At 62.9% G+C, this 26,169-nt stretch carries 22 protein-coding genes and 1 pseudogene; 6 read left to right on the top strand and 17 right to left on the bottom strand.

The features are described from left to right. Positions 1-31 precede the first annotated feature (31 nt). Genes LB524_RS03155 through LB524_RS03140 form a run of 4 tightly spaced genes read right to left on the bottom strand, consistent with a single transcriptional unit; the run spans position 32 to position 2,323 of the window. Positions 32-1,438, bottom strand: a complete 1,407-nt coding sequence (locus LB524_RS03155; protein WP_140507951.1) for an APC family permease — start codon at positions 1,436-1,438, stop codon at positions 32-34. A gap of 14 nt (positions 1,439-1,452) precedes the next feature. Further along, positions 1,453-1,614, bottom strand: a complete 162-nt coding sequence (locus tag LB524_RS03150; protein WP_015318908.1) for a hypothetical protein — start codon at positions 1,612-1,614, stop codon at positions 1,453-1,455. 32 nt (positions 1,615-1,646) lie between these two features. After that, positions 1,647-2,024: a hypothetical protein gene (locus tag LB524_RS03145; protein WP_015318907.1), complete on the bottom strand. Its 378-nt coding sequence runs from the start codon at positions 2,022-2,024 to the stop codon at positions 1,647-1,649. Positions 2,025-2,035: 11 nt separating this feature from the next. Further along, the gene (locus LB524_RS03140; RefSeq protein ID WP_140617370.1) at positions 2,036-2,323 is read right to left on the bottom strand and encodes a hypothetical protein; all 288 of its coding nucleotides are present in this window, start codon (positions 2,321-2,323) and stop codon (positions 2,036-2,038) included. Positions 2,324-2,609: 286 nt separating this feature from the next. Here LB524_RS03140 and LB524_RS03135 point away from each other — a divergent pair, with 286 nt between their 5' ends. The 4 genes from LB524_RS03135 to LB524_RS03120 are packed head-to-tail and all read left to right on the top strand — an operon-like array spanning position 2,610 to position 6,394. Next, entirely contained in the window at positions 2,610-3,743 is a 1,134-nt protein-coding gene (locus tag LB524_RS03135) for an aminomethyltransferase family protein (protein ID WP_224523619.1), read from the top strand. 42 nt (positions 3,744-3,785) lie between these two features. After that, positions 3,786-4,382, top strand: coding sequence for a dimethylamine monooxygenase subunit DmmA family protein (locus LB524_RS03130; protein ID WP_224523617.1), 597 nt, complete (start codon positions 3,786-3,788; stop codon positions 4,380-4,382). Further along, complete coding sequence (locus LB524_RS03125) at positions 4,379-5,344, top strand: PDR/VanB family oxidoreductase (protein ID WP_140715114.1); 966 nt, start codon at positions 4,379-4,381, stop codon at positions 5,342-5,344. The genes LB524_RS03130 and LB524_RS03125 overlap by 4 nt, the downstream gene beginning before the upstream one ends. A gap of 9 nt (positions 5,345-5,353) precedes the next feature. After that, the gene (locus tag LB524_RS03120; protein WP_224523614.1) at positions 5,354-6,394 is read left to right on the top strand and encodes a heme-dependent oxidative N-demethylase family protein; all 1,041 of its coding nucleotides are present in this window, start codon (positions 5,354-5,356) and stop codon (positions 6,392-6,394) included. Positions 6,395-6,513: 119 nt separating this feature from the next. Here LB524_RS03120 and LB524_RS03115 read toward each other — a convergent pair whose 3' ends face one another. Then, positions 6,514-7,230: a helix-turn-helix domain-containing protein gene (locus LB524_RS03115; protein WP_015318901.1), complete on the bottom strand. Its 717-nt coding sequence runs from the start codon at positions 7,228-7,230 to the stop codon at positions 6,514-6,516. A gap of 257 nt (positions 7,231-7,487) precedes the next feature. Between LB524_RS03115 and LB524_RS03110 the strand changes: the two genes are divergently transcribed. Then, positions 7,488-8,846: an NAD(P)-binding domain-containing protein gene (locus tag LB524_RS03110; protein ID WP_140617364.1), complete on the top strand. Its 1,359-nt coding sequence runs from the start codon at positions 7,488-7,490 to the stop codon at positions 8,844-8,846. 10 nt (positions 8,847-8,856) lie between these two features. On the opposite strand, the gene LB524_RS03105 is transcribed toward LB524_RS03110, so the two are convergent. The 6 genes and pseudogenes from LB524_RS03105 to LB524_RS03080 all read right to left on the bottom strand — a co-directional run bounded on the left by LB524_RS03105 (position 8,857) and on the right by LB524_RS03080 (position 16,951). Next, on the bottom strand, positions 8,857-10,836 hold the full coding sequence (locus LB524_RS03105) for an ABC transporter permease (protein ID WP_224523612.1): 1,980 nt from the start codon (positions 10,834-10,836) through the stop codon (positions 8,857-8,859). Continuing rightward, the gene (locus LB524_RS03100) at positions 10,833-11,900 is read right to left on the bottom strand and encodes a glycine betaine/L-proline ABC transporter ATP-binding protein (RefSeq protein WP_224523610.1); all 1,068 of its coding nucleotides are present in this window, start codon (positions 11,898-11,900) and stop codon (positions 10,833-10,835) included. The genes LB524_RS03105 and LB524_RS03100 overlap by 4 nt, the downstream gene beginning before the upstream one ends. 74 nt (positions 11,901-11,974) lie before the next feature. Continuing rightward, positions 11,975-12,949: an ABC transporter substrate-binding protein gene (locus tag LB524_RS03095; protein WP_224523608.1), complete on the bottom strand. Its 975-nt coding sequence runs from the start codon at positions 12,947-12,949 to the stop codon at positions 11,975-11,977. A gap of 454 nt (positions 12,950-13,403) precedes the next feature. After that, positions 13,404-14,157: pseudogene (locus LB524_RS03090) on the bottom strand (SDR family oxidoreductase). Between the two features lie 74 nt (positions 14,158-14,231). Continuing rightward, positions 14,232-15,029: a DUF427 domain-containing protein gene (locus LB524_RS03085; protein ID WP_181177804.1), complete on the bottom strand. Its 798-nt coding sequence runs from the start codon at positions 15,027-15,029 to the stop codon at positions 14,232-14,234. Between the two features lie 266 nt (positions 15,030-15,295). Further along, complete coding sequence (locus tag LB524_RS03080) at positions 15,296-16,951, bottom strand: ABC transporter substrate-binding protein (protein WP_224523605.1); 1,656 nt, start codon at positions 16,949-16,951, stop codon at positions 15,296-15,298. 116 nt (positions 16,952-17,067) lie between these two features. Between LB524_RS03080 and LB524_RS03075 the strand changes: the two genes are divergently transcribed. Further along, positions 17,068-17,970: a LysR family transcriptional regulator gene (locus tag LB524_RS03075; protein ID WP_224523602.1), complete on the top strand. Its 903-nt coding sequence runs from the start codon at positions 17,068-17,070 to the stop codon at positions 17,968-17,970. Positions 17,971-17,992: 22 nt separating this feature from the next. Here the strand turns inward: LB524_RS03075 and LB524_RS03070 are convergent, their stop codons facing one another. The 6 genes from LB524_RS03070 to LB524_RS03045 form a co-directional block, all read right to left on the bottom strand. Continuing rightward, positions 17,993-20,056, bottom strand: a complete 2,064-nt coding sequence (locus tag LB524_RS03070) for an ABC transporter ATP-binding protein (protein ID WP_224523593.1) — start codon at positions 20,054-20,056, stop codon at positions 17,993-17,995. Beyond that, entirely contained in the window at positions 20,049-20,927 is an 879-nt protein-coding gene (locus tag LB524_RS03065; protein ID WP_224523592.1) for an ABC transporter permease, read from the bottom strand. Before LB524_RS03065 ends, LB524_RS03070 begins: the two co-directional genes overlap by 8 nt. After that, entirely contained in the window at positions 20,924-21,877 is a 954-nt protein-coding gene (locus LB524_RS03060) for an ABC transporter permease (RefSeq protein WP_140878189.1), read from the bottom strand. Before LB524_RS03060 ends, LB524_RS03065 begins: the two co-directional genes overlap by 4 nt. 68 nt (positions 21,878-21,945) lie before the next feature. Beyond that, positions 21,946-23,610: an ABC transporter substrate-binding protein gene (locus LB524_RS03055; protein WP_140823364.1), complete on the bottom strand. Its 1,665-nt coding sequence runs from the start codon at positions 23,608-23,610 to the stop codon at positions 21,946-21,948. 265 nt (positions 23,611-23,875) lie between these two features. Next, entirely contained in the window at positions 23,876-25,060 is a 1,185-nt protein-coding gene (locus LB524_RS03050; RefSeq protein WP_140878072.1) for a mandelate racemase/muconate lactonizing enzyme family protein, read from the bottom strand. A gap of 1 nt (position 25,061) precedes the next feature. Continuing rightward, positions 25,062-26,168, bottom strand: coding sequence for a mandelate racemase/muconate lactonizing enzyme family protein (locus LB524_RS03045; RefSeq protein ID WP_015318886.1), 1,107 nt, complete (start codon positions 26,166-26,168; stop codon positions 25,062-25,064). Position 26,169: the final 1 nt, after the last annotated feature.

The raw sequence follows: 26,169 nt of genomic DNA, 5'->3' as shown, positions 1-26,169 counted from the left end.
CCCGTCCATATCCTGGACGGGCCTACTCCCATCAATAGCCCTGTGGTTTCGGCCACGGCATGGTGAACTGGTCCCCACGCCGCACGAATTTGTAGCGATAGAAATGGAACCACAGCGAAATCAGGAAATAGAAGGCGACCATGGCGATCAACTGCGAGCCGAAGCCGAGAAAGATGGCGAAGAAGGTCACCACGCACAGGCAGAACAGGACGATTGCCGGCAGCGGGTGGAACGGGTGCGTGTAGCCGCGGCGGATCGAGCCCAGCGGCCACTTCTTCCTGAACATCATGATGTTGATGCTCATGAAGGTGTATTGCAGCACGCCCGACAGGATCGAGAAGGTGATCGCCTGGTTGAGGTCGGCGATGAAGGCGAAGGCCAACGCGATCGGCAGCAGGAACAGGATCGAGCGATAGGGCGTGCGGTATTTCGGATGCACCGCCGAAAACCAGCTCGGCAGATAGCGGTCGCGGCCGAGCGAGAACCAGGCGCGCGCCGCGTCATTGATGCAACCATTGGCGGAGGCAAGCGCGGCGAGCAGCGTTGCTATGAACAGGAGGTTCTCAAGCAGCGGGCTGCCGGTCAGTTTGCCGGCGTCCCACAGCGGATAATAGGTGATGCCGAGATATTCCCAAGGCATCAGCGAGGCGCAGACATACCAGGTCATGGCGGCGGCGATGAGCAGCGTGATCATGCCGGCCATGGTGCCGTAGGGCAGGGAGCGTGCCGGCGAGCGCACTTCCTCGGCGGCCTGGGTGGTCCCTTCGATCCCGAGATAATACCAGATGCCGAACTGGAAGGCGGCGATGACGCCGATCCAGCCATAGGGCAGCGCGTTGCCTGGAGTGACCAGTTCGTTGAGCTTCAGCACCGCGCCTTGCGTCCAGGGGCTGACCGAGAAGAACAGGACGACGATCGAGACATAGGCGATGGCCGTGATGACGAAGTTGACGTTGAGCGTCATCAGTACGCCGCGATAGTTGAGCCAGGCCAGCACCACGATGGTGGCGGCGATGAAGGAATTGTGGGTCAGCCCTTCCACACCCGCCTTGGCGACGATGGTGTCGCCGAGCAGGATGGCGTCGGACACTTCCAGCATCGTATAGGCAAAGACCAGGAACAGCGCGACGTTGAACGCCATCAACGGCCCGACAATGTGCTTGGCCTGCGCATACTGGCCGCCGGCGGCGGCCACTGTCGACGTCACCTCGGAATCGATCATGGCCACCGAGGTGTAGAGCAGCCCGACGACCCAGCACACGATCAGGGCAGCCAGCGCGCCGCCCTTGTCGGCCGAGAAATTCCAGCCGGTGAACTCGCCGACCAGAACGATGCCGACGCCGAGCGCCCAGACATGGGCCGGGCCAAGCACCCGAAGCAGCGATACCCGGTCGCCGTGAATTGTGGTGGTGGTGGTGTTTTCAAGCGCGACCGTCATCGATCAATCCCCACTCAGATCCGGTGTTTTTCGGAAGCGGCTTCAAGCTCGCCTTCACGCGACGAGGTCAAGACGTCCTCGGAGTAGTTCGTATCGACCTTGAACCAGTCGTAGAGCATCCACAGCGCGAGCACGATCGAGATGCCCCAGCATGCGTAAGAGAGTGCCACCCACATGATCGTGTCCCCAAATTCTTCGTCGCCAAACTTTACCTGTCGTCGAACTTCTCGTTGATGACATCGCGATATTCACGGTCGGATGCCCGGAACAGGAAGACGAAATAACCGATCAGGACGGCCGCCATGATGATCAGCGTCGGCCAGTCGATAATATAGTGGAACCGGTTCTGGATGATGTCGTGCGCGGTCTCGGGCGTATAGCCGAGCTTTTCCCAGATCGACGCCATGGTCGGATTCTGCCCGAGCGCTTCCCAGGTCTTGGCATCGAGCGCGTCGATTGATTTTGCGGCACCGGCAAGACCAAGCTTCAGCGGCAGCCACAGCGCCACGAAGATGGCGACCACGACAACGGCGATGTCGAAGACTTGCCCGGCCTTGCTCTGCTCCGGCGGCGTATAGCGGGACATTGTTCCTCCCCTCAGGACTTGCGGTTGCGGGATGCGTCGGCGTTCTTGATGTCGAGCCCGTAGATGAACTCCTTGTCTTCTTTGTAATGTTTGACCATCGCCAGGATGGCTGCCGTGTTGAAGATGAGCACGGCGGCGGCGGCAATGGCGACGACGGCCTTGATGCCGCCCTGCGGAATGTATGGCCATGTCATGAAGAGGACGAAGAGGATCGTCGCCCACAGGCAGATGATCAGGAGCGCGGATCCGCGCAAGTCGGAGCGGTACAGCGCCTCGATGCGCTGCTGCAGGTCTGCCATCGGTTTTCCCCTTCTTTGCCGACGCCCGGTTCCGAATCCACCGCCCGCCGCTCTCTTTCAAGAGAGTGAAATTTTTTTCATAAATTCAGGCCGAATTCCGCAATTGTCAAGGCGAATTTACGCTGAGTTAACCGCTCAGTTCGGACGAGCGATTTTGCCTGACAATGAAATTATTTGCTTGCAGGGGATTGCGGGCCTCTCGCGTTTGCGATCAATATTCGACCAAGCTCCCGGCCTGGCGCACGGGAGCAGGGAACAGCAGCATTTTCGAATGGAGGACGAGCGGATGACGGCATCTTGGAGATTTTCGACCCTGGCGGATCGCCATCGTGCGCTGGGTTCGAAACTCGAAGACTGGAGCGGCATGGGCACCGCCTGGACCTATGACAAGGATGCCGACGAGGAATATATCGCCATCCGCACCAAGGCCGGGCTCATGGATGTTTCCGGCCTGAAGAAGGTGCACATCACAGGGCCGCACGCCTCGCATCTGATCGACCTCGCCACCACGCGTGACGTTGAAAAGATCTATCCCGGCAAGTCGGCCTATGCCTGCATGCTGAACGAAGCGGGAAAATTCACCGACGACTGCATCCTCTACCGCACGGGACCGAATTCCTGGATGGTGGTGCACGGCTCGGGCACCGGCCATGAGGAACTGCAGCGGGCGGCGACGGGACGGGACGTGTCGCTGCGCTTCGACGACAATCTGCACGATTTGTCGCTGCAGGGGCCAACAGCGGTCGACTACCTGGCCAAGCACGTGCCCGGCATCCGCGACCTCAACTACTTCCATCACATGCAGACGCAGCTGTTCGGCTTTCCCGTCATGATCTCGCGCACCGGCTACACCGGCGAACGCGGCTACGAGATCTTCTGCCGTGGCCAGGACGCCGGCACGATCTGGGACAGGATTCTCGACGAGGGCAAGAACGCCGGCATCATTCCCTGCCGCTTCACCACGCTCGACATGCTGCGGGTCGAAAGCTACCTGCTGTTCTACCCCTACGACAATTCCCAAAAGTATCCGTTCGAGAATGAAGGCCCCGGCGATACGCTTTGGGAGCTCGGCCTCGACTTCACCGTCAGCCCCGGCAAGACCGGCTTTCGCGGTGCCGAGGAGCACTATCGCCTGAAGGGCAAGGAGCGCTTCAAGATCTATGGCGTCCTGCTCGACGGCAAGGAGCCGGCGGACGAGGGCGCTCCGGTCTATCGCGACGGCAAAAAGGTCGGCGTTGTCACCTGCGCCATGTATTCGCCGCTGGTCGAGAAATCGATGGGCATTGCCCGGCTCGACGTCGACTGCGCGGTCAAGGACACCACGCTCGAGATCCGCAACAAGAGCCGATCGATCAAGGCGACGGCGCAGCCCTTGCCGTTCGACGATCCCAAGAAGACCAAGCGCACGGCGAAAGGCTGAGGCATAATCGACAGCGAGGGGTTTCGAGGCACGAAGACTTAAATGGCAGCCAAGACCATCATCAGCCGGCCCATTTACGGGACCCTGTCTCCGCAACCCGGCAGGCATCATCTTTTCGTCGCCGACGCGGAAGGCGCGCTCGCAATTACCGATATGGCCCGAACCGCGCCACCTGGCTTTTTCGATGGTGCCGAGATCGTCTTCATTCCCGGTCCTGACGGGAAATACAGTGCCGCTCTCGAAGCATTGAAGCCAGCCCAGCTTCATCTGGCCCCGTCCTTCGCCAGTCTGCTGCCGCGTCTGAAGCAGACGCTTGATAACGCACATATGGGTTTGCGCCTCTATCTTGCCGGCACCGAAGGGCTGATCGGTCAGGCCATGCAGGTGGCGCTCGAAGCCGGCATCGACCACACCTCCGTGCAGACCGAGCATCGCGGCTCGCTGGCACGGCGCATGCAGTGCGTGCACTGCAAGGGCATCACCGAGAATGTGACGACGCAGCCGGCGACATGCTCGCATTGTGGCCTGCTGCTTCTCGTGCGCGATCACTATTCAAGGCGCCTTGCCGCGTTCCAGGGCGTCTGCATCAATGCCGAGGATCGCAGTGAAATTCCTCCGATGGAGGAGATATTTCGATGAGCACCGGCACGACCAAGCTCGACGTCGTCGTCAGCGATGTCGTCCCGGTCAATGAGCTGGTCACCCGGTTCCATTTTCGCCGGCGTGATGGCGAGCTGTTGCCGACCTTTTCCGGCGGCGCCCATGTCGTGGTCGAGATGCGCGATGGCCAGCGCACAAGGCTCAATCCCTATTCGCTGATGGGCTCGCCGCTAGACACGCGCGAATACACCATCTCGGTGCGCCGCGACGACGTCGGTCGCGGCGGCTCGCTGTTCATGCACAGGTCGGTCAAGCCGGGCCTGGAGATGGTGATCAGCTATCCGGTCAATCTTTTTTCGCTCGATCTGCGCGCCAAGAAACACCTGATGCTGGCCGGCGGCATCGGCATCACGCCGTTCATGGCCCAGACCGCCCAGCTGGCGGGGGAGGGCGGCAATTTCGAACTGCACTACACCTGCCGCACCGCTTCGCTTGGCACCTATGCCGACGTGCTGCGGGAACGTTACGGCCGTCGCGTTCGGCTCTACCATGATGACCTTGAGGAGCGCATCGAACTCGACCGGTTGCTATCCTCGCAGCCGCTCGGGACGCACCTCTATGTCTGCGGCCCGGCCGGCATGATCAACTGGGTGCGCGACCGCGCAGCTAGCCTCGGCTGGCCGCCGGAGACCGTCCACTACGAGCATTTCGCGGCGCCGCAGCCCGGCCTGCCATTCGACGTGACGCTTGCCGTCAGCGGCAAGACCATCCGCGTCGGCGAGCAGCAGAGCCTGCTGGAAGCCATTGAAGCCGCCGGCGTCGATCCGCCCTATCTCTGCCGTGGCGGCGTCTGCGGCCAGTGCGAGACCAACGTCATCTCGTGTGACGGCAAATTCATCCACAACGACCATTGGCTGAGCGAGGAAGAGCACCGTTCGGGCAGGAAGATCATGCCGTGCGTGTCGCGCTTCGAGGGCAGGTCGCTGGTCTTGGAAAGATAGGAGGCGAGAATGGGCATCACCTTTCGCAAGGAAACGTTCCGCGACGACTTCACCTTCAAGAACAGCCCCGAGCACATCAGGCGGTTTCCGTTCCCGTTCCACGAAGACAGCTACATGTACGCCGTCAATATCGAGCCGCATGTCGTCGGGCCCAGGGGCTCGGTGCTCGAAAACCTGATCGACGTCGACGAACACTATGTCGCAGAGATGCAGGACCGCGCCTTGGTGCTCGCCGAGGATCCCCTGCGCTGCCAGTCGCTGCCGCACATGACGCTCGCCGGCTGGGATCTGCTGGAGCTTTTGATGGAGCAGCAGGCGCTGGGCTATCCCGAGCATTTCACGCTGACGCGCGACGGCGACCGCTGGCGCTGGATCAACCGGCCGCTCGGCATCGATGATACTTTCACCTTCGGCGACACCTCGACTTTGCCTTACGGGCCGATGGAATACATCACCCGCCAGAGCCAGGGCGATTTCTGCATCCTCGACCAGCGCGACGGCAATCTGTGGATGGACGCCGGCATGGTCACCACCCAGGCCGACTGGTCGCTCGATTTCGACATCGGCATGAATTTTTTCGAGTGGCACGCGCCTGTGCCGCTGGCGCATGAGAAGGGCATTTTCACGCGCGCGCTGAAGTTCCTCACCAACATCCAGCAGGGCAGGCCGGCACGGCGCCTGAACTGGACGATGACCATCAATCCGCGGCTGGACACCAGCCCGGAGAATTATCACAAATGGGGTCCGGACCGCGCGACGGTGACGTCGGAGAATGTCGGCGACAAGGTGCATCTGCGTGTCGAACTGCAGAGTTTCTGGCGGCTGCCGCGCTCCAATGGCATCGTCTTTCCGATCCGCTGCTACCTGATCAAGATGGACGAACTGGTGACGCAGCCGAAATGGGCACGGCGCCTGCACCGCGTCATCCGCGACCTACCCGAGGAACTCGCCAGCTACAAAGGCCTCACGCGCTTTCGCCCGACACTGGTCGAATGGCTGTCGAAGCTGGACGATGGGAGCCCGACGAGCCCGGGGTTCGGACCGGATTAAAAGCCCCCCTCATCCGGCCGCTTCGCGGCCACCTCCCCGAGGGGAGAAGAGATCGCCAACGCTGGCGTCGGGCTCCTCTGCCCTGGGGGCAATCCGGGTGAGGGGCTGCGGCGGCCCGCCTACCCAGCACTGCCCTGCGGGTAGCAGATAATCGACAAATACCGCATCGGCAGTTTCGTCAGTTGCTCCGGTCCGTGCGGCGCGTCGGCGTCGAAGAACAGGCTGTCGCCGGGCTTCATCGGGTAGAGGTTGCTGCCATGCCGGTAAACGACCTCGCCCTCGAGCATGTAGAGAAACTCCATGCCTTCGTGCTGGAAGGTCGGGAACACGTCGGAATCCTCGGTCAGCGTGATCAGATAGGGCTCGACGACGACGCCGCTGGTGTTCGAACCGATATGGCCAAGCAGATTATACTGGTGGCCGGCGCGTGTACCGCGGCGTTCGACATCGAGGCCTTGGCCGGCCTTGACGAAGACGGCGCTGCGTTCTTCCTCGAAGCGGCGGAAGAAGGCGGTGACCGGAACGCCGAGCGCCCGCGACAGTGCCTGCAAGGTGGTCAGCGACGGAGAGGTGATGCCGTTCTCGATCTTCGACAACATGCCCAGCGAAATATCGGTGGCGACCGCGAGATCCGCCACGGTGATGCCGAGCTTCTTGCGGAAGGCCCGCACCTCGCGGCCGATCGCGACCTCCAGCACTTTTTCGCGTGTATCGCGAATGGCGTGCGGGTTTTGTGTCAGCGGCGCGCGTATGGTCCTGCCGTCCGCCGACACTTTCGGCGACGGCTTTGCCTTTGCGCTCGCGGGAGCCTTGGAATCCGAATTAGCCTTTGCCATGCCGCCCCCAATCGTCAGGATTTATTTCACTCAAGGTGAACATGTCAGGTGCCGATACAGGAGCGCAACCGCAACGGCAAGCCATCTTATGTTGCGCGCGGCAGTGCGACCATCGCGACGCCCGCGGGTTTTCCGCCAGGAATCCACTGCGCGCAAACGCCGTTCCAGCAGATGTCTGTTGACAGCACCAAGAGGCCAATTACTGTCACTGGCAGTGAAATTTGTTTCGCTGGGGAAATCAAAAAAGGAGGCCCGGAATGAACACTCGCGTTGCCGTCATCGGAGCCGGACCGTCCGGTCTGGCCCAACTCAGGGCTTTCAAGTCGGCGGCCGACAAGGGCGCCGAGATTCCCGAGATCGTCTGCTTCGAAAAGCAGTCCGACTGGGGTGGCCTGTGGAACTACACCTGGCGTACCGGCCTCGACGAACATGGCGATCCCGTGCACGGCTCGATGTACCGCTATCTCTGGTCGAACGGGCCGAAGGAATGCCTGGAATTCGCCGACTACACATTCGAGGAGCATTTCGGCCGGCCGATCGGCTCCTACCCGCCACGTGCGGTGTTGTGGGACTACATCAAGGGCCGCGTCGAGAAGTCGGGCCTGCGCAAATGGGTGCGCTTCAACAGCCCGGTGCGCATGGTCACCTTCTCGGACGAGACGAAGAAATTCACCGTCACCGCGCATGACCGCACCAACGACGTGACCTATTCGGAAGAGTTCGACAATGTCGTCGTCGCCTCCGGGCATTTTTCCGTGCCCAACGTGCCCTATTTCGAGGGCTTCTCGACCTTCAACGGCCGCATCCTGCACAGCCATGATTTCCGCGACGCCATGGAGTTCAAGGGCAAGGACATCCTGATCATCGGCCGCTCCTATTCGGCCGAGGACATCGGTTCGCAGTGCTACAAATATGGCGCCAAGTCGATCACCTCCAGCTATCGCTCCAAACCGATGGGCTTCAAATGGCCCGAGAATTGGAAGGAAGTGCCGCTGCTGCAAAAGGTCGTCGGCAAGACGGCGCATTTCAAGGACGGCACGACCAAGGATGTCGACGCCATTATCCTGTGCACCGGCTATCTCCATTCCTTCCCGTTCCTGACCGACGATCTCAAGCTCAAGACCGCCAACCGCATGTGGCCGCTGGACCTCTATGAGGGCGTGGTCTGGGAGAAGAACCCGAAGCTGTCCTATATCGGCATGCAGGACCAGTTCTACACCTTCAACATGTTCGACGCGCAGGCCTGGTTCGCGCGCGATGTCATCATGGGCCGCATCAAGCTGCCGTCGGCCGAGGCGATGGCGGCGCATGGCGCCAAATGGCGCGCCCGCGAGGAGACGCTGGAGGACGCCGAGCAGATGATCTGGTTCCAGGGCGACTATACCAAGGAACTCATGGACCAGACCGACTATCCCGGCTTCGACGTCGAGGCGGTCAACCAGACCTTCATGGAGTGGGAGCATCACAAGGCCGAAGACATTATGAGCTTCCGCGACCATTCCTACCGCTCGCTGATGACCGGCACCATGGCGCCGCTGCACCATACGCCCTGGCTGCAGGCATTGGACGATTCCATGGAGAGCTATCTCGAGGTGAAAGGAGTGGCGGCCGAGTAGGCCGCCGCCGCTATCCAAGCCTTGCCCGCGCCTTTGCCGTCCAGGCATTGAACAGCCGGTCGGCGACGATGCCGATGAAGGCGATGGCGAGGCCGGCGACGATGCCGCGGCCGGAATCGGCTTTCGATAGCGCGATGAACACTTCCTGGCCGAGATCGCGCGTGCCGACCATGGCGCAGATGATGATCATTGCCAACGCCATCAGGATGGTCTGATTGACGCCGAGCATGATCTCCGGCAGCGCCAGCGGCAGTTGCACGCGGAAAAAGGTCTGGCGCGGGGTGCAGCCCGACACTTTCGCTGCCTCGATCAGTGCCGGCGGCACCTGCCTTATGCCGTGATTGGTGTAGCGGATCGCCGGCACCACGGCGAAGGCTATCGTTGCAATCATCGCCGTCACGTCGCCAACCCTGAACAGCATCACGACCGGGATGATGAAACAGAAGGACGGCAGCACCTGCAGGGTGTCGATGACGGGTGTGACGATCTTTTCGAAACGGTCGCTACGGGCTGCCATCAGGCCGATGGGAATGCCGATCAGGCAGGCGATGAAGGCGGAGATGCCGCAGAGATAGACCGTCGCCATGGTCTTTTCCCACAGGCCGGTGACCGCGCAGAAAGCGGTCAGCATTGCCACCAGGACGGCCAGCCGCGGGCCGGAAAGCTGGTAGCCGGCAAGGCCGAGCAGGAACACCGCGCCCAGCCAGGGGAAGCCCTCGCAGAAGGCGCGCAGCGGATTGAGCACATTGAGGATCAGCGCCACGCGGAAGGCTTCGATGAGATCGAAGAAGTTGATCGTCACCCAGTTCACCGCCGCTTTCCACAGTGGCGCGGTGGTGAAGGTGATCGCCTTGGGCACGGCCGCGAAGGCGGGTACGAACAGGCCGAGCAGAGTGGTGACGGCAAGGATGGCGACGGCGAGCGTCAGATTGGGATAGCGGCGCCAGAACCTCGGGCTCGCGGACCGGTGGACATTGCCCTTCGCCTGCTTGTGGGCGATGGCCTGGCTCAGCCGGTCGAGCGCGATGGCCAGTGCGACGATGGCAAGCCCGGCTTCCATCGCCTCGCCGACCTTGAGCGCGCGTAGCGCCAAAAGCACGTCGTAGCCTAGGCCGCCGGCGCCAATCATCGAGGCGATGATCACCATGTTGAGTGCCAGCATGATCACCTGGTTGACGCCGACCATCAGCGTCGGCCGCGCCGACGGCAGCAGCACGCGCCACAATTTCTGCCGCGCCGTGCAGCCTGCCATCTCGCTGAAATCGTCGATCTCGGACGGCACCCGGGACAGGCCCAGCATCGTCGCCCGCACCATCGGCGGCGTGGCGAAGATGGCGGTGGCGATCATCGCCGAGACCGGGCTGTTGCCGAACAGCAGCAGCATCGGGATGAGATAGGCGAAGGTCGGGATCGTCTGCATCAGGTCAAGTGCTGGGGAGACCACAAGCCGCTCGGCCCACGGCCTGCGCCAGGCCCAGATGCCGGCGAACAGCCCGGTGAGAATGCAGAACGGCACCGCGATCGAGATCAGCGCCAGGGTCAGCATGGCACTGGTCCACTGGCCGAACAGCGCGATGTAGAGGAAACATCCGCCAACCAGCAGGCTGAGCTTCCTGCCTCCTGCCGCATGGCCGGCGAGGAAGGCGACGGCGCAGACGCCAACCCAGGACAAACGCGGCAGCACGAAAGCGTCGGCGCCATGGCCGAACTTGAAATTCTTGGCCAAGAGATTGAGCGCGAAGTCGAGCGGCACGCCGAGCACCGCGGTGACCGAGCGCGTCAGCCAGGACAGGTTCGACTTGATCCAGCCCATCAGCGCGCTGACCCAGTCGGCGACGGGGACGACCGCCTCGACCGGGTAGTTGACGGCCCATGGCAGCCTGTCCTGCAGCAGGAACATCACCAGCACGGCGGCAAGCGCGAGCACCCAGATCACCAGCCACCGTTGGATCGGCGGCCTTGTCCGGCTGGCGTTTGCGGTTACCGTCATGCGCCGGCTCGCTCGATGCCGGCCAGAAGATCGATCACCGCTTGCGGCGTCACTTCGCCGATCGGCGTGCCGGTGCCGTTGATCACGGCGAAGGGTTTGCCGGCGGCAACGATGCTGCCCGAAAAACTCGATATCTTGGCCTCAGGCGCCACCGTGCCGCCGTGCTCGGCGCCATCGCAGCTACGCATCAGGCTGCGCGCCGAGATCACCTTGGCGCGGTCGACGTCGCGGGTGAACTCGGCGACATAGTCGGTCGCTGGATTGACCACCAGTTCCTCCGGCGTGCCGATCTGGATGACTTGGCCGTCCTTCATGATGGCGATGCGGTCGGCCAGCCTGATGGCCTCGTCGAAATCATGGGTGATGAAGACAATGGTCTTGTGCAGCATGGTCTGCAGCCGCATCAGCTCGTCCTGCATCTCGCGGCGGATTAGCGGATCGAGCGCCGAGAACGGCTCGTCGAGAAACCAGATCTCCGGCTTGGTGGCGAGGCTGCGGGCGATGCCGACGCGCTGCTGCTGGCCGCCCGACAGTTCGCGCGGATAGAAATGCTCGCGGCCGCGCAGACCGACGAGTTCGATGACTTCCCGGGCGCGCGCCTCGCGTGTCGGCCGATCCTGTCCCTGGATACTCAGAGGAAAGGCGATGTTGTCGAGCACGTTGAGATGCGGCAACAGCGCGAAATTCTGGAACACCATGCCCATGCGATGGCGCCTGAGCTCGATCAGGGCGGCATCGGAAATCTTGAGCAGGTCCTTGCCTTCGAATTCGACCTTGCCATGTGTCGGCTCGACCAGCCGCGACATGCAGCGCACCAGGGTCGATTTGCCGGAGCCGGACAGGCCCATGATGATGAAGATCTCGCCCTGGCGGATTTCGAGGTCGACGGCGCGCACCGCGCCCACAAGGCCTGCCGCCGAGACCTCCGCCATACTGGCCTTGCCGTCACGCTCGCGGATGAAATTGGCGGCGTTCGAGCCGAACAGTTTCCAGACGTTGCGGCAAGCAAGTTTTATCGGCCGGGCATCCGTCGCGTCGGATGCCTGTTCAATCGCTTCCGTCATTCAGTCGCCCTTCTGGAACATCAGGAATTGAGGCCCGGCCGGTCAACAGCCGGGCCTCCCTTTCCAGTCGGAGGTCACTGCGCCCAAGCTTTCCAGTCTGCCTCGTGAGCGGTGATCCAGGCGGCGGCGACGTCTTCCGGCGTCTTGCCGTCAAGATCGATCTCGCCGCTCATCTTGTTCAACTCGTCGGTGTCGATCGTGTAGGCCTTGGCCACTTTGTAGGCGACCGGCCATTTGTCTTTCATGCCGTTCCAGGAGTACTTCCAGATCTCGCCATGCGGTTTGCCGCAGTCGTATTTGGCGTCCGGGTTCACGCCCCATTTCGGGTCGGTGTAGCATTCGGGCGTGTATTCGGGGAATTGCACCCATTCGCCCTTGTATTTTGCAGGCGCCCAATGCGGCGAATAGATCCACAGTATGATCGGCGCCTTGCGCTGATAGGCGGAGTCCAACTCGGCGAACATCGCGGCATCAGTGCCGGCATGGATCACGGTGAAGGGCAGCTTCAGCGCCGCGACACGCTCGTCGTCAAAGCCTTCCCAGGTCACCGGGCCGCCGAGATAGCGCCCCTTTGGCGCCGTCTCGGCGGTCGAGAACGATGCCGCGCAGGTGGCGTCGAGCAGAGCGTGCCAGTCCGGCAAAGTCGGACATTTCTCCTTCATGTATTCGGGAAACCACCACTCTTCCTTGGCCTTCGGGCCGAGCTTGCCGAGCCTTTCGGTCTGGCCCGTGGCGTCGGAGGCCTTCATCGCTTCGCCTGCCGTCGTATCCCAGAATTCCAGGCCGACATCGATATCGCCATTGGTGAGGCCGGTTGTCAGGCTGGAGAGATAGTCGGCGGTCGGGTATTCGACGGTATAGCCGAGCTTTTCCAGGATGCCGCCGAGGATCTTGGCGTTGAGATTGACGCTGGTCCAGTCGAACAGCGCGATCTTGATCGGGTCGTTGGATTCCGGCGCCGCTGCCTGCGCTGTCGGCGTCAGGACACTTGCCGCGGCAAGTGCAAAAGCTCCCACTGAGAATTTCGATATCACACTGCGGAATGGCATTGCTTGGTTCTCCTTCAAGCTGTGACGGTTATTGGTCGTTCCCTTGTTGCGTCTTTTCTTGATTGTGTTGGAAAGGCAGGCTGTTGTGCAAGACCGTTCTCGCAATGTCGGGGCCAAGCTGGCACAGGCGCGATGATGCTCGATTTCGGTGATGACGGACGCTGCCGAGACAGCCAGTCTCATGGCCGATCGATCGCCGCGATAGCGATCGTCGGCGGATCAATTGTCAGTCCTGCGGCGCCCTGCAAGATGCGAGCCATCAAGGTCCCATGATCCCGAGCATTTCCAGCGGAATTGCTCTCGGCTATCGCCTGGCAAGCCCCTTCTCGCCAGCGCGGTTTCACAGGATGAAAATATATATACCAACGTTCATGCCGCGCAACGACTAACGCCGCGAAGAAGCAGAATTCCAGACTGCAGGCGTAGCCGGCGGGACACGGGTCGCATGGCCTGTTTACCAGCAGACGTAGCCGCCATCGACGAGGCCGGTGACGAAGCTTGACGCGCGGCTGGCCAGGAAAACCGTCGGCCCGACCATTTCCTCCGGCGCCGCCATGCGTCCCATCGGCGTGTCGCGTTTGAAGATCTTCACCTCTTCGGCCACCTCCGGCCGTTTGTTCATCGGCGTCAGCGTGTAGCCCGGGCTGACGACGTTGACGCGCAGGCCGCGGTCGGCCCACTCCATGGCCAGGCTCTTCGACATGTGGATGACGGCGGCCTTCGAGGAATTGTAATGCGCCTGCGTCAGTCCGCGATTGACGATGGTGCCCGACATCGAGGCGATGTTGATAATCGAGCCCTTGCCCCGCGCCAGCATCTTGCGCGCTTCTGCCTGGCAGGACAGGAACACGCCGGCGACATTGACCTCGTGCACCTTCCGCCATGTTTCCAGCGCCAGTGTCTCCGCCGGTTCGGAGCCGGCAATGCCGGCATTGTTGACGGCGACCGCCAACGGCCGAGTTCGGCTTCGACGCGATCGATGGCCCTGGCCAGTCGCTCTCCGACGTCACCGTGCCCGTCAGCACCAGCGCCCTGCGGCCGAGTGCCGTGACCCGGTGAGCGGTTTCGTCCAGCCCGCCCTTCGACGCATGGCCAAAACAAGCGACATCGGCGCCTGCCTCGGCCAGTCCGATCGCGATTGCCTGGCCAATGCCGCTGCCAGCGCCGGTGACCAGCGCAACGTCGCCGTCCAGTTTGAAAAGATCCATCTATAGCCCTCCTGCTCAAGGAGGGTATGCGCTGACCTATATCTCGATCAAGCCTTCAGCGGGCTGCGGCATGCCTAGAAATATCCGTCGGACGCGGCCGTGGCTTCCTTTGAGATCTCGACGCCATCGACCAGGATCTTGTCGACCAGTTCGTGGTGGAAGCAGACCAGTCCCTTGATGCGTTCTGCCTCGTGCACCGGCTCCGGATAGTACCAGACCATGTTCTCGTGCCGTTTCTTGGGCGTGGTCACGTGATAATAATTGGAAATGCCCTTATAGGGGCAGCGTGAGATGTAACGGCTGGGCGCGAGCATATCGAGGCGCGTGTCGGAGATCGGCAGATAGTGGCGCACAGGGTGGCCGGTTTCGAACAGGAACACGCCGCGCCGTGAATCGGCGACCTGCTCGCCATCGAGGATGACCTGGACGCGCCGCGACGACGGCAGGCAGTCGACGCGACGGAACGGGTCGCGGGCGTGCACGAAGATCTCCTCGTCTTCCTCGAACCAGTGGCCCATCTTGCTCCACACGAACGACATGTAGCCCGCGATCGGCGGACAACCCTTGACCGGATCGAGATAGCGCCATGCACCATCTTCGACCAAGGTGATGCCTGTATTGAGCGAGTAGTGCGTGGCGACGCCCTTGTACGGATCTTCCGTCGTCGTCTTTGAGGGCAGCAGGAATTCCTCGCGCACGTCCTCGATCGGGAAATAGTAGACCGGCAGATGGTCGGATTCGTACAAAACCAATGCCCTGGTGGTGTCGGCAACGGTCATCGAGCCGACCTGGACCCGCAGCCGCTTCAGCGACGGCATGGTGAAGGCGACATAGCCGGGCTCGAACTCGTACTGCTCGATGGTGTCGAGCACGGGGAAATGCGGTCCGCGACCGCGCAGATGAGGCTTGCGAATGGTAGTCTCCTGTTTCTGTCTGTCGTCGGCGCGTGGTTAGGACGATATGAGGCTGGGCCGACGGCCGGCGAGGGCTTCCGTACGGTGGGCGTTTGCCGGTGTCGAACCGTTGGAGCGATGGCCCCCCATCGTTCGTCGCGGGCCTGTTGCCGGATAGCCTCACCGCCCGAAACACGGAGCCGCCCAATATTGCTTCTGCCTGCCGAGCATGATCTTGGCAGCATCTACCCCAGCGACACCCGATCGAGCAGCAGCCCGGCGGCGATCGGCGGCAAGCCGCTGACATTCTTGCGCACCGGCACCAGGAGATCGGGAAAGTAGCTGAAAATGATGGGTGTCTCGTCGAGCAGCAGTTTCTGGATGTCGGAGGCTGCCGCGCGCTGCGCGCCGATATCGAGCGCCTTGAGATAGCTCGTGACCATGCCGTCATAGGCAGGGCTCTTGAAATGCGCCGCGTTCCAGGGGCCGTCGCTGACCAGCGGGCTCTTGAGGAACACATTCGGCACGCTGCGATGAGCGTAGTCGGTGATGCCGAGTGGGCTGTCCAGCCAGTCCGATTGGCCGAATACGGCCTTGCCGTAATATTTGTCCTGGTCTTCGATGTTGAGCGAGATGCGGGCGCCGATCTCCTTGGCGAAATTCTGGAACAGCTGCGCGTAGCCGGGAATATCGGAGTAGCGCAACGTCGTCAGTGTGATGTCGAGACCATTGGCAAGCCCCGCCGCCTCCATGAGTTGCTTGGCCTTGGCGATATCCTGCGTGCGTTGCGGCACCGACTTGTCGGTTGCGGGAAAGGCCGGCGCGAACGGGCTGTCATTGCCGGTCGCCGCCATGCCGCGGCACAGTCCGTCGACCAGCTTGGACCGATCGACGCTGAGCGCCAGCGCCTGGCGCACGCGCTTGTCGGTGAAGGGCGCCATGTCGCAGCGCATGTGCAACTGGCGATGCGCGGTCGAGGCGACGCGCAGCACCATGATGTCGGGGCTGTTCAGCACCACCTGGCTGACATCGAGCGGAACCGCGTCGAGAATGTCGACCTCGCCGGCCTGCAGCGCCAGGATGCGCGGCTGCACGTCGCCGTAGAACTTGAATTCGAGCCGGTCGGGCAATGCCTTCTCGCCCCAATAGTCGGGATTGCGCACGAAGGTCGCGCCGACCTTCGGCGTATAGGTCTCCATCCGGAACGGCCCGGTACCCTCAAAAGTCTTTTCGTAATCGCCTTTGTAGCTCGCCGGCAGGATGACGGCGTTGTAATTGTCGATCGACACCGAATAGGGAAAGCTGCCGTTCGGCGCATCGAGATGGAAGGCGACGGTGTGATCGTCGACCTTCCGGGTTGCACCCTTCGACAACAGGCCCTTGAACACCGACAGCGCGTTGGAGGCGCCGTTGGGATCGGCCAGCCGGTCGAACGTTGCGACGACGTCGTCGGCTTTGAATTCCTCACCATTGTGGAATTTCACGCCCTTGCGCAGCTTGAAGGTCCAGACGCTGCCGTCCGCATTGGGCGACCAGCTTTCCGCCAGAACCGGCTTCAAGGTCAGATCCGGCTGGGTGATGCAAAGGAATTCGGCGGTCTGGAAAACCAGCTGATAGCTGCCACTGTCATAGAAGGTGACGGGATCGATGGCACCGCCGGGCGTGGCCACGCCGGCGCGCACCGTGCCGCCCGGCTTGCCCTCGGCGCGGGCCTTCCGCGTGCCGAAACCGGCCGCTCCCAAAATGCCGCCAAGCAACGGCAGCGACAGGCCAAGCATGCTGCCGTGGCGGAGAAAATTACGCCGGTCGAGCCTGCCTGCCAGCAACTCGTCGACAGCGGAATTTTCGATTTCCGTGAGGCTTTTGCGGGCGGCGTCGATCGTCATGAAATGCCTTGGCATGGCTGCATTCCTCGCTTGCCCTCGGGAGAATGGCCATTTAGGTCATTGTTGACCGCGACCGGAAAGCGATATTTTTTGATGAGGCCCATCGAAATTTTCGATGCTAGAGTGATGGCATGGATACCGAAAACCTGCGCAGCTTCCTGGAGGTCGCCGAGCATGGCAGTTTCACGGTCGCGGCCAGCCGGCTCAATCTCGCGCAGTCAACGGTCAGCGCCCGCATAAGGGGGCTGGAGGAGCAGTTGGGGCGCCGGCTTTTCGTAAGAGATCGCGACGGCGTCACGCTAACGCCGGCTGGCTGGCAGTTCCTCCCGCACGCCTCCTCCATCACCCGCACTTGGGAGCAATCGCGGCAGGACATCGCTGTTCCCGACGGCTACGAGTCGCTGTTGCGCTTCACCGCGCCCGCCTATCTCTGGGATCGCGTCACCTCGCCATGGATCGCGTGGATGCGGGCCCAGCGGCCGAACGTGGCGCTGCGGCTCGAAGGAAGCTTTCCCGACCTGGCGATCGACCAATTGGCCGAAGGACTGCTCGACATCTGCATTCTCTATCTGCCGCGGCCGCATCCCGGCATCGTCTACGAGACGCTGGCCGTCGATCAGGTCGTGCTTGTCCAGCATTCCGCACAGACGAAGCCGTGGACCGAGAACTACATCCTGATGGACTGGGGACTCGAATTCCGCATCGAGCATGATCGGGCGTTCGCTGGCATGGTCAAGCCGGCCATTTCGGCCGGGCTGGTCTTCATCGGCTTGCAGCATGTGCTGTCGCAGCAAGCCGCCGCCTATCTGCCGCTCAGCGCCGTCAGCGGCCATATCGAGCGTGGCGAAATGAAACGCATCGCGAACACGCCCGTGTTCCAGCGGCCGATCTATCTTGCCTATCCCAGCAATCCGGCGTCGTCGGACGTGCTCGACGTGGCATTGGCGGGATTGCGGGCGCTGACGAGGGATTGGGCCGGCGAGCAGGGCTTTGCCGAAGGCGACCGGCCCTTCAGCATGGCCGGCCAGCCGTGAAGGGCAGGGGCCGCGTTTCCGACTACGCCGGCTCGGTATCGACCGCTGCCAGCCTCTGCAGCCTGGCGAGTTCCGCGTAGGGAATATGGCAGCGGATCGAGTGTTCGGGCCGCGCCTCGGCCAGCGGCGGCTCCTGCTGCTCGCAGATCTGGCCGATCTTGCGCGGGCAACGCGTGTGGAACACGCACCCCGGCGGCGGGTTGGTGGCGCTGGGGATTTCGCCGTCGAGACGGATGCGTGCGGCCTCGGTCTGATCGAGCCTGGGCACGGCCGATAGCAGCGCCTCGGTGTAGGGGTGATGCGGTCCGGAAAAAACGTCCTCCGATGGCCCGATCTCCATGATGCGGCCGAGATAGAGCACGGCGATCTTGTCGGAGAGATAACGCACCACGCCAAGGTCATGCGAAATAAAGATGTAGCTGACGTCTTCCTTGGCCTGCAGGTCGGCGAGCAGGTTGAGGATCGCCGCCTGGACGGAAACGTCGAGCGCCGAGGTCGGCTCGTCGCAGACGACGATGCGCGGGTCGCCGGCGAAGGCACGCGCAATGGCGACGCGCTGCTTCAGCCCGCCCGAAAGCTGGCGCGGCTTGACCGCCAGATGCCGGTCGGTGAGCCGCACCGAGCGGACGAGATCGTTGAGGCGCGCCTCCAGGGCTGCACCCCTCAAGCCCGCCAGCCGCTTCAGCGCACGGCCGATCAGATGGCGGATCGAATGCGAGCGGTTGAGGGCGGAGTCCGGGTTCTGGAAGACGATCTGCATCGCCTTGACCTGGTCGTCGCCCCGGTTCTCCAGCTTCGGCGCCAGCGTCTTGCCCTCGAGCTCGATGGTGCCGCCCTCATCGGGAGGCACCAGACCGAGCAGCAGCCTGGCGAAGGTGGTCTTGCCCGAGCCGGATTCGCCGACCAGGCCAAGCGTCTCGCCGGGCCTGAGATCGAGCGAAACGTCCTTGACGGCGCGCAGTGCATGGCCGTGGCTGGCGTAGGTCTTGTTCAGCCCGGCGACGCGCAGCACCGGCGCCGTCGTGGGTTTCGGTGCGGGCACCACGTTGGCGGGCGTGGCACGTGGCAGGGTGTGCGCCTGGTCGTGGTAGTGGCAGCGCGACAGCCGCCTCCCGCGCTCGTCGGTCAGATCATAGAGCGGCGGCAATTCGGTGCGGCAGCGGTCGGTGGCCAGCGCGCAGCGATCGGCGAAGGCGCAGCCCTTGATGTCGGCGCCGATGCCGGGCAGGAAGCCCGGGATGGTGTCGAGCCGGCCCTGGTCCTTGCGCTGACCGCCGCGCGGCAGGCAACGCAGCAGCGCCACCGTGTAGGGGTGGCGCGGATCGTTGAAGACGACATCGGTCGGTCCTTCCTCGACCAGCATGCCGGCATAGAGCACGCCGACCCGGTCGCACATGTTGGAGACGACGGCGAGGTTGTGGCTGATGAACAGGATCGACGCCGACAGTTCCTGCCTGAGCTGCGCGATGAGGTCGAGCACCTCGGCCTCGACCGTCGCGTCGAGGCCGGTGGTCGGCTCGTCGAGGATCAGCATCGAGGGATCGTTGGCCAGCGCCATGGCGATCGCCACGCGCTGCTGCATGCCGCCCGACAGCTGGTGCGGATAGCGCTGCATGACGCTTGGCGGATCGGAGATGCGCACGCGGTTCAGCATGGCGATGGCGCGATCGGTGGCAGCTTGGCCCGTGATGCCGCCAAGCTCGAAAATTTCGGTCAATTGCCGGCCGATGCGGATCGACGGGTTCAGCGCCTTTCCCGGGTCCTGATAGACCATGGAGACGCTTTCGGCGCGCGCGCGCCGAAGCGCCTCCGCGTCGAGCTTCATCACGTCCTGGCCGTCGAGTGAGATGGCGCCACCCGATATCGAGCCGTTGCGCGGGAGGTAGCGCACCACCGTGAGGGCTACCGTCGACTTGCCGCAGCCGGATTCGCCGACCAGCCCATAGGCCTCGCCCTGGCCGACGGTGAGGCTGAGATCGCGCAGCACCGCGCGATTGCGGCCGGCGACCCGGTAGGCGACCGACAGATCCTTGATATCAAGCGCGTCCTTTGCCTTCCCGGTCGATGTATTGGCGGGTTCAGTCATTGAAGGCCCCATGCACGCCGTCGGCGGCCAGGTTGACGCCGATCACCAGCGAGGCGATGGCGAGCGCGTCGAACAGCACCGTCCACCAGAAGCCGCCGCCGATCATGCCGTAATTGCTGGAGATGGAGAGCCCCCAGTCGGGTGACGGCGGCTGGATGCCAAAACCCATGAAGGAGAGGGTAGCGACCGCGAAGATGGCGTAGCCCAACCGCACCGTGGTCTCGACCAGGATCGGCGGGACGACGTTGGGCAGGATCTCGACGAACATCGTATGCAGCGCGCTCTCATGCCTGAGCTGTGCGGCGGCGACATAGTCGAGCTCGCGCTCGGCCAGCACCGCCGAACGCACGGTGCGCGCGATGATCGGCGCGAAGCTCAGCCCGATGACGATGATGACGGTGGTCTTGGACGTGCCCAGCGCGACGATGGCAAGCAGCGCCACGATCACCACGGGGATCGCCATGAAGGCTTCAAGGATGCGGCTGACGACATCGTCGACGAGGCCGCGGAAATAGCCGGTGAGCAGGCCGAGCGCGGTGCCGGCGACCGTCGCCAGCAAGGTCGCCAGGGGCGCGACGGTGAGGATATCGCGCGAACCGACGATGACGCGCGAGAACACGTCGCGGCCGATCTGGTCGGTGCCGAACCAGTGTTCGCGCGAAGGCGGCGCCAGCGCGTTGATGATGTCGTCAGCGAGCGGATCGTAGGGGACAAAATGTTCGCCAAACAGCGCGCAGGCAACCCAGAACAGCACGATGGCGATGCCGACGAGGAACGTTCGCGAGCGCAGCAGTGAAAAAAACACTTCGGCCAGCGGGCCGCGGCGCCGCATGTCGTCCTGTGCGGGGGCGGGGGTCTGGACGGCGCTCATTGGCTCGACCCCAGGCGGATGCGCGGATTGAGCACGGAGTAGAGGAAGTCGGCGATCAATGTGGCCACCGCATAGACGATGCCGATGGTGAGGATGCCGGATTCCAGCATCGGAAAATCCTTGCCGCGCGCGGCGGTGAAGATCAGCGAGCCGATGCCCTGGTAGCGGAACAGCGTCTCGATCACGACAAGGCCGCCGATGAGATAGCCGGTCTGGGTCGCGATGACGGTGATGGTAGGCAGCAGCGCATTGCGCAGCACATGGCGCCAGATCACAGTGCGCCAGGGCAGGCCTTTGAGCACGGCGGTTCGCGTATAGTCGGAATCGAGCGCCTCGATCATGCCGGAACGCGCCATGCGCGCGATATAGCCGAACAGCACCAGGAACAGCGGCAGCGACGGGAGGATCAGGTAATAGAGCTGGGTGAAGAAGCCGGCATCCCTGGGCCACGCGGCCGAGATCGGCAGCCAGCGCAGCCACACGCCGAAGATCAGGATCAGGATGATGCCAGTGACGAATTCCGGCAGCACCGTCACCGACAGGCCGCCGAGGCTGATGATACGGTCGAGCGGGCGGTTGAGGTTGAGTGCGGCAATGACGCCGCCGAGGATGCCGATCGGCACCACCAGCACGAAGGCGACCCCCGCCAGCTTCATCGAATTGCCAAGCGCACCGATGACGAAGGGCGCCACCGGCGAACGGAAAATGTAGGACGTGCCCATGTCGCCCTGGACGAAGTTCGATATCCAGCTCCAGTACTGGGTGAGCAGCGGGCGATCGACGCCGAGCGTGTGATTGAGCGCGTCGACCGCGCGTTGGTCGGCGAACGGGCCGAGGATCGCGCGCCCGACATTGCCAGGCAGGACCTGGCCGCCCAGGAACACCATGATGCTGAGCAGGAACAGCGTCACCAGCGACAGGGACACACGCCGCGCAAAGAAGGAGAGAATGGCTAAGACTCCTTGCAAAGCCAGCCCCCTGGGGAGCTGGCTGTTAGAGGAATGGCTTTCCCTTTCGCTTACGCCTTCGATGCCTTTTCGAGGAACAGCTGCGACATGGCTGTCGGTTGCACGCCGGCCACGCTCTTCGACGTCGCCGTCAGGTAGTCGTAGAAATAGCCGAAGATGACAGGCGTTTCCTCGAGCAGAAGCTTCTGGATCTTGCCGGCGTCAGCCTTCTGCGCCTCGAGGTCGAGCGCCGCGATATAGCTGGTCGCCAGCGCGTCGTAGTCCTTGTTCTTGAAGTGCGCGGCATTCCAGGTGCCGTCGCTCTTCAGGGGAGCGGCAAGATAAACATTCGGCACGCCGCGATGGCCATAGTCGGTGATGCCCATCACCGAATCCAGCCAGTTCGATTTGCCGAACACCGCGTCACCATAATAGGCGCTCTGGTCGAGGATGTTGAGTTCGAGCTCGATGCCGATCTCCTTGACCCAGTTCTGGATGAGCTGGGCATATTCGGGGATTTCGAGATAGCGCTCGGTGGTCAGCGTGATCTTGAAGCCCTTGCCGGCACCGGCCGCTTCCATGAGCTGCTTGGCTTGTGCGATGTCCTGCTTGCGCTGCGGTATGCTTGTATCGGTCGAGGGGTAGACCGCGGCGAATGGACTGTCATTGCCAAGCGCCGAGCGTCCCTTCATCAGGCCGGCGGCGAGCTTGTCGCGATCGAGGCAGAGCGCGATGGCGCGGCGCACGCGTGCATCCTTCAACGGGCCATCGTCGCAGCGCAGATGCAGTTGCTGGTGAGCCGACGACTTCAGGCTGAGGATTTCGAAGCCCGGATCGTTGAGCAGGGCCACGCCGGCCAGCACCGGCATCTGGTTGATGACGTCGACCTGCCCACCCTGCAGCGCCAGGATCATCGGCTGCACGTCGGTAAAGAAGGTGAACTCGGTACGGTCAGGCAGCGCCTTCGCTCCCCAGTAGTTCTCGTTGCGGACGAAGGAAGCGCCGACCTTCGGCGTGTATTTCTCCACCTTGAACGGGCCGGTGCCATCGAAGCTCTTCTCGTAGTCGCCCTTGTAGTCCGCCGGGATGATGACGGCGTTGTAATTGTCCGACGAGACCATGTAGGGAAAATTGCCGTTCGGCGCGTCGAGGTGGAATTCCACGGTGTAGTCGTCGACCTTCTTGCTGGCCCCCTTCGACAGGATACCGGTGAACACCGACAGCGCGTTGGACGAGTTTGCCGGATCGGCCAGGCGGTCGATGCTCGCCACCACGTCCTCGGCCTTCATTTCGCCGCCGCTGTGGAATTTCACGCCCTTGCGCAATTTGAAGGTCCAAACCGAGCCGTTGTCGTTCGGCTTCCAGCTCTCGGCCAATGCGGGCTGCAGCACCAGGTCGGGGCCGTCGACACAGAGGAATTCCGCAACCTGCTGCATGATCAGCAGGCCGCCGGCGTCGGCGATCGTGACGGGATCGATGGCTGCCGCCGGCACGCTGCTGGCGACACGGATGGTGGCGCCGGGTGCGCCCTGGGCGCGGGCCAGCGATGGCATGCCGCCAAGGCCGGCAGCCGTGGTGATGCCTCCAAGCAGCGGCAGCGACAGGCCAAGCAGGCTGCCATGGCGGATGAAGTCGCGGCGGCTGACACGGCCGTCGACGAGGCCGTCGATCAGGTGATTTTCAAGCGGCGAGCGATTGCGCCGGATCAGGTCGAGAATGCGGTAGTTCTTGATCATGGGTTTTAACCCTTCCCCTGTTTCTTATGGTTTGATGAATGCGTTTTTCAGTTGACGAAGTCCGTGGAGTTCTCCTGTCCCGGCCATCAACGTTGTCAGTCGACCGGACTGTAGCATGCGGTTTTCCCTGGTCCATCCGATCCTTGCGGCGCGGGGGTCAGATTTTCTTGAGGCAATGCTTCCACCCGTCCGGTCCTGCCGTCGCCATCGATCGCGGCGGCGGACTCTTGTTCTTGAAATACGTCTCCTTTCCCGTGTCGTTCTCCTAGTTCAGCGGCAAACGGCGATATGTCCCTGGCTTGGCCGGGTCATGATATTTGTTGCAAGGGCCGTTGTCGGCAAAGTCGCGATGGCAGGCCGCGAGATTTTTCCGCGACAAGGTGACACCAAGACCGGGACCTTCCGGGACACGCACCGTATTGTTCCTGGGGCAAAACGGCCCCTCCTCGGTGATATCCATAGGTTGCATACGAAACAGCGACTGGTTCGGCTCCCGGATCCAGCCCAGGGCCGCGCACAGATGCAGGTAGGCCGCGCTGCCGATGCCGCTGTCGCCGCTGTAGCACCAGAAATCGATGCCCGCGTGCTCGCAGGCGCCGACAAAGCGCAGCATCCGGCCGATGCCGCCATGCGCGGTCGGGTTGCCGACGAATGCATCCGGCACCTTGAGGTCCATGGCGCGCGCGATGTCGATATTGTGGGTCGAGAACGGGATCGAGCAATGGCGGCGCAGTTGGCGCATCTCCTCCGATGTCGCCACCGGATCTTCCCAGTTGCGCACGCCGAGCTCTTCCAGCGGCCGTGCTAGCCGCCGCGCCGTGGCCAGCGAATAGGCCTGGTTGGAATCGATGCGGATCATCGCCTCGTCGCCGAGTTTTTCGCGGAGCAGCTCGACCATTCTCAGCGAGACTTTCGGATCTTCGGTCGAGAATTTGCCTTCGAAGAAGGTCGTTCCATGCGTCTCGTGCAGTTCGACGCAATAGTCGGCGACTTCTTCCGGCGTCGTTTCGCCCTTTACACCATCCCCATCGCCGCGCAGCGAGAAATAGTCGGTGAACGGGATGTCCTTGCGCACGGCCCCGCCGAGCAACTGATAGAGCGGCTGGTTCCAGGCCTTGCCGCGCAGGTCCCAAAGCGCCATCTCGATGGCGCCGAAGGCCATGATGCGGGTGCGGTCGTTGATCGACTGCACGCCGGTCCAAAACGGCAGGCAGACATGTTCGGCGCCGGCAATGTCGAAGGCGTCGCGGCCGACCAGCCGCTGGGCAAGAACATCATTGATGATGGCGGCCGCTGCCGGCGTCGGTGCTTCGCCCAGCCCGACAAGGCCGTCCTCGGTCTCGACTTCGACGATAACAGGCGAAAAACCGTCGAGTTCGCCGAACACCCAGGCATAGGGCGCTTCGAGGCGAAGATTGATCGGCGTGGCCTTGATGCCGCGGATCTTCATCTCAGCGTCCAACTTCGAAGAAGGGCTTGCCGAGCAGGTCTGGAACGACGTCGATGCCAAGGCCTGGGCCGGCGGGAATACCCATGCGGCTGCCGGTGACCGGCGGCGCGTTCGACGCGGTGCGCACCGTCACCCATTCATGGAAGGCGATCGCGTGCAGCCGGCGCTCCTCCGGCGTCGACAGCGACAGATGCGCCATGGCGGATGTGTCGATCTCGGCGCCGCCGGTATCCTCGACCGTGATCATGAAGCCGAGATCGACGGCGACGTCACGGATCAGCCGGGTCTTGGTGACGCCGCCGAGCCGCGAGATCTTCAGCGTCAGCCCGTCCGCCGCGCCGAGGCGATGGATTTCCAGCATCGCCTCCAGCGAGGTGACGGATTCGTCGAGCACCATCGGCTTGTCGAGCATGCGGCGCACCGACATGTTCTCGTCGATCGTCGTGCAAGGCTGCTCGAACGTATAGTCGATCGCCCGCGTCGCGTCAGTGAACTGACGCGCCTGGTATGGTGTCCACCCGGCATTGGCGTCGCAGAAAATGACAGTGCCTTTCGGCACCGAGGCGGCGACCGCCATGACGCGCTCGACGTCGTCATGGACATTGCCGCCGACCTTGACCTGGAGCCGGCGGAAACCGTCCTCGACGATGCGCTTGGCAAGTGCGGCCATTTGATCGATCGTGCCATGGGTGACGACCTTGTAGAGTTCGGCCGTGTCGCTTTCCCTGCCGCCGAGCAGCGTCACCAGCGGTACGCCGGCGGCACGCGCCGCCAGATCCCAGCAGGCCATGTCGAGCGCCGATTTGATGTAGGGATGGCCCTTGAACACCGTGTCCATCAGTCGGCCGATGCTGGCCAGCCCGCACGGGTCCTGGCCGATAAGGTGCGGTGCGATCTCCGGCACGCCGGCTCGGGTGCCGGCCGGGAAGGCGGCCGAGTAGAAATTGCCGAGCGGCGCCATCTCACCCCAGCCGGTGACGCCGCTGTCGGAGGTGATGGAGACGATCACCGCGTCGAAGCAGTCGGCCACACGCCCCTTGGACATGCGATAGGGGCCATCCACGAAAGGCTGCACGACGTGATAGGCTTTGATGGTTTCGATCTGCACG

The sequence above is a fragment of the Mesorhizobium sp. ESP6-5 genome (assembly GCF_020164695.1).
GTDB lineage: Bacteria > Pseudomonadota > Alphaproteobacteria > Rhizobiales > Rhizobiaceae > Mesorhizobium > Mesorhizobium australicum.
Note: the sequence above shows the minus strand (reverse complement) of the source record. Positions and strands in the feature narration are given on the sequence as shown.

Bases quoted from the DNA above. Each gene is read 5' to 3' on its own strand.
- LB524_RS03100 (WP_224523610.1), bottom strand. From the start codon at position 11,900: ATGACGGAAGCGATTGAACAGGCATCCGACGCGACGGATGCCCGGCCG.
- LB524_RS03095 (WP_224523608.1), bottom strand. From the start codon at position 12,949: ATGCCATTCCGCAGTGTGATATCGAAATTCTCAGTGGGAGCTTTTGCA.
- LB524_RS03055 (WP_140823364.1), bottom strand. From the start codon at position 23,610: ATGATCAAGAACTACCGCATTCTCGACCTGATCCGGCGCAATCGCTCG.
- LB524_RS03125 (WP_140715114.1), top strand. From the start codon at position 4,379: ATGAGCACCGGCACGACCAAGCTCGACGTCGTCGTCAGCGATGTCGTC.
- LB524_RS03070 (WP_224523593.1), bottom strand. From the start codon at position 20,056: ATGACTGAACCCGCCAATACATCGACCGGGAAGGCAAAGGACGCGCTT.
- LB524_RS03120 (WP_224523614.1), top strand. From the start codon at position 5,354: ATGGGCATCACCTTTCGCAAGGAAACGTTCCGCGACGACTTCACCTTC.
- LB524_RS03075 (WP_224523602.1), top strand. From the start codon at position 17,068: ATGGATACCGAAAACCTGCGCAGCTTCCTGGAGGTCGCCGAGCATGGC.
- LB524_RS03065 (WP_224523592.1), bottom strand. From the start codon at position 20,927: ATGAGCGCCGTCCAGACCCCCGCCCCCGCACAGGACGACATGCGGCGC.
- LB524_RS03080 (WP_224523605.1), bottom strand. From the start codon at position 16,951: ATGCCAAGGCATTTCATGACGATCGACGCCGCCCGCAAAAGCCTCACG.
- LB524_RS03140 (WP_140617370.1), bottom strand. From the start codon at position 2,323: ATGGCAGACCTGCAGCAGCGCATCGAGGCGCTGTACCGCTCCGACTTG.
- LB524_RS03115 (WP_015318901.1), bottom strand. From the start codon at position 7,230: ATGGCAAAGGCTAATTCGGATTCCAAGGCTCCCGCGAGCGCAAAGGCA.
- LB524_RS03050 (WP_140878072.1), bottom strand. From the start codon at position 25,060: ATGAAGATCCGCGGCATCAAGGCCACGCCGATCAATCTTCGCCTCGAA.
- LB524_RS03105 (WP_224523612.1), bottom strand. From the start codon at position 10,836: ATGACGGTAACCGCAAACGCCAGCCGGACAAGGCCGCCGATCCAACGG.
- LB524_RS03150 (WP_015318908.1), bottom strand. From the start codon at position 1,614: ATGTGGGTGGCACTCTCTTACGCATGCTGGGGCATCTCGATCGTGCTC.
- LB524_RS03130 (WP_224523617.1), top strand. From the start codon at position 3,786: ATGGCAGCCAAGACCATCATCAGCCGGCCCATTTACGGGACCCTGTCT.
- LB524_RS03155 (WP_140507951.1), bottom strand. From the start codon at position 1,438: ATGACGGTCGCGCTTGAAAACACCACCACCACCACAATTCACGGCGAC.
- LB524_RS03110 (WP_140617364.1), top strand. From the start codon at position 7,488: ATGAACACTCGCGTTGCCGTCATCGGAGCCGGACCGTCCGGTCTGGCC.
- LB524_RS03135 (WP_224523619.1), top strand. From the start codon at position 2,610: ATGACGGCATCTTGGAGATTTTCGACCCTGGCGGATCGCCATCGTGCG.
- LB524_RS03145 (WP_015318907.1), bottom strand. From the start codon at position 2,024: ATGTCCCGCTATACGCCGCCGGAGCAGAGCAAGGCCGGGCAAGTCTTC.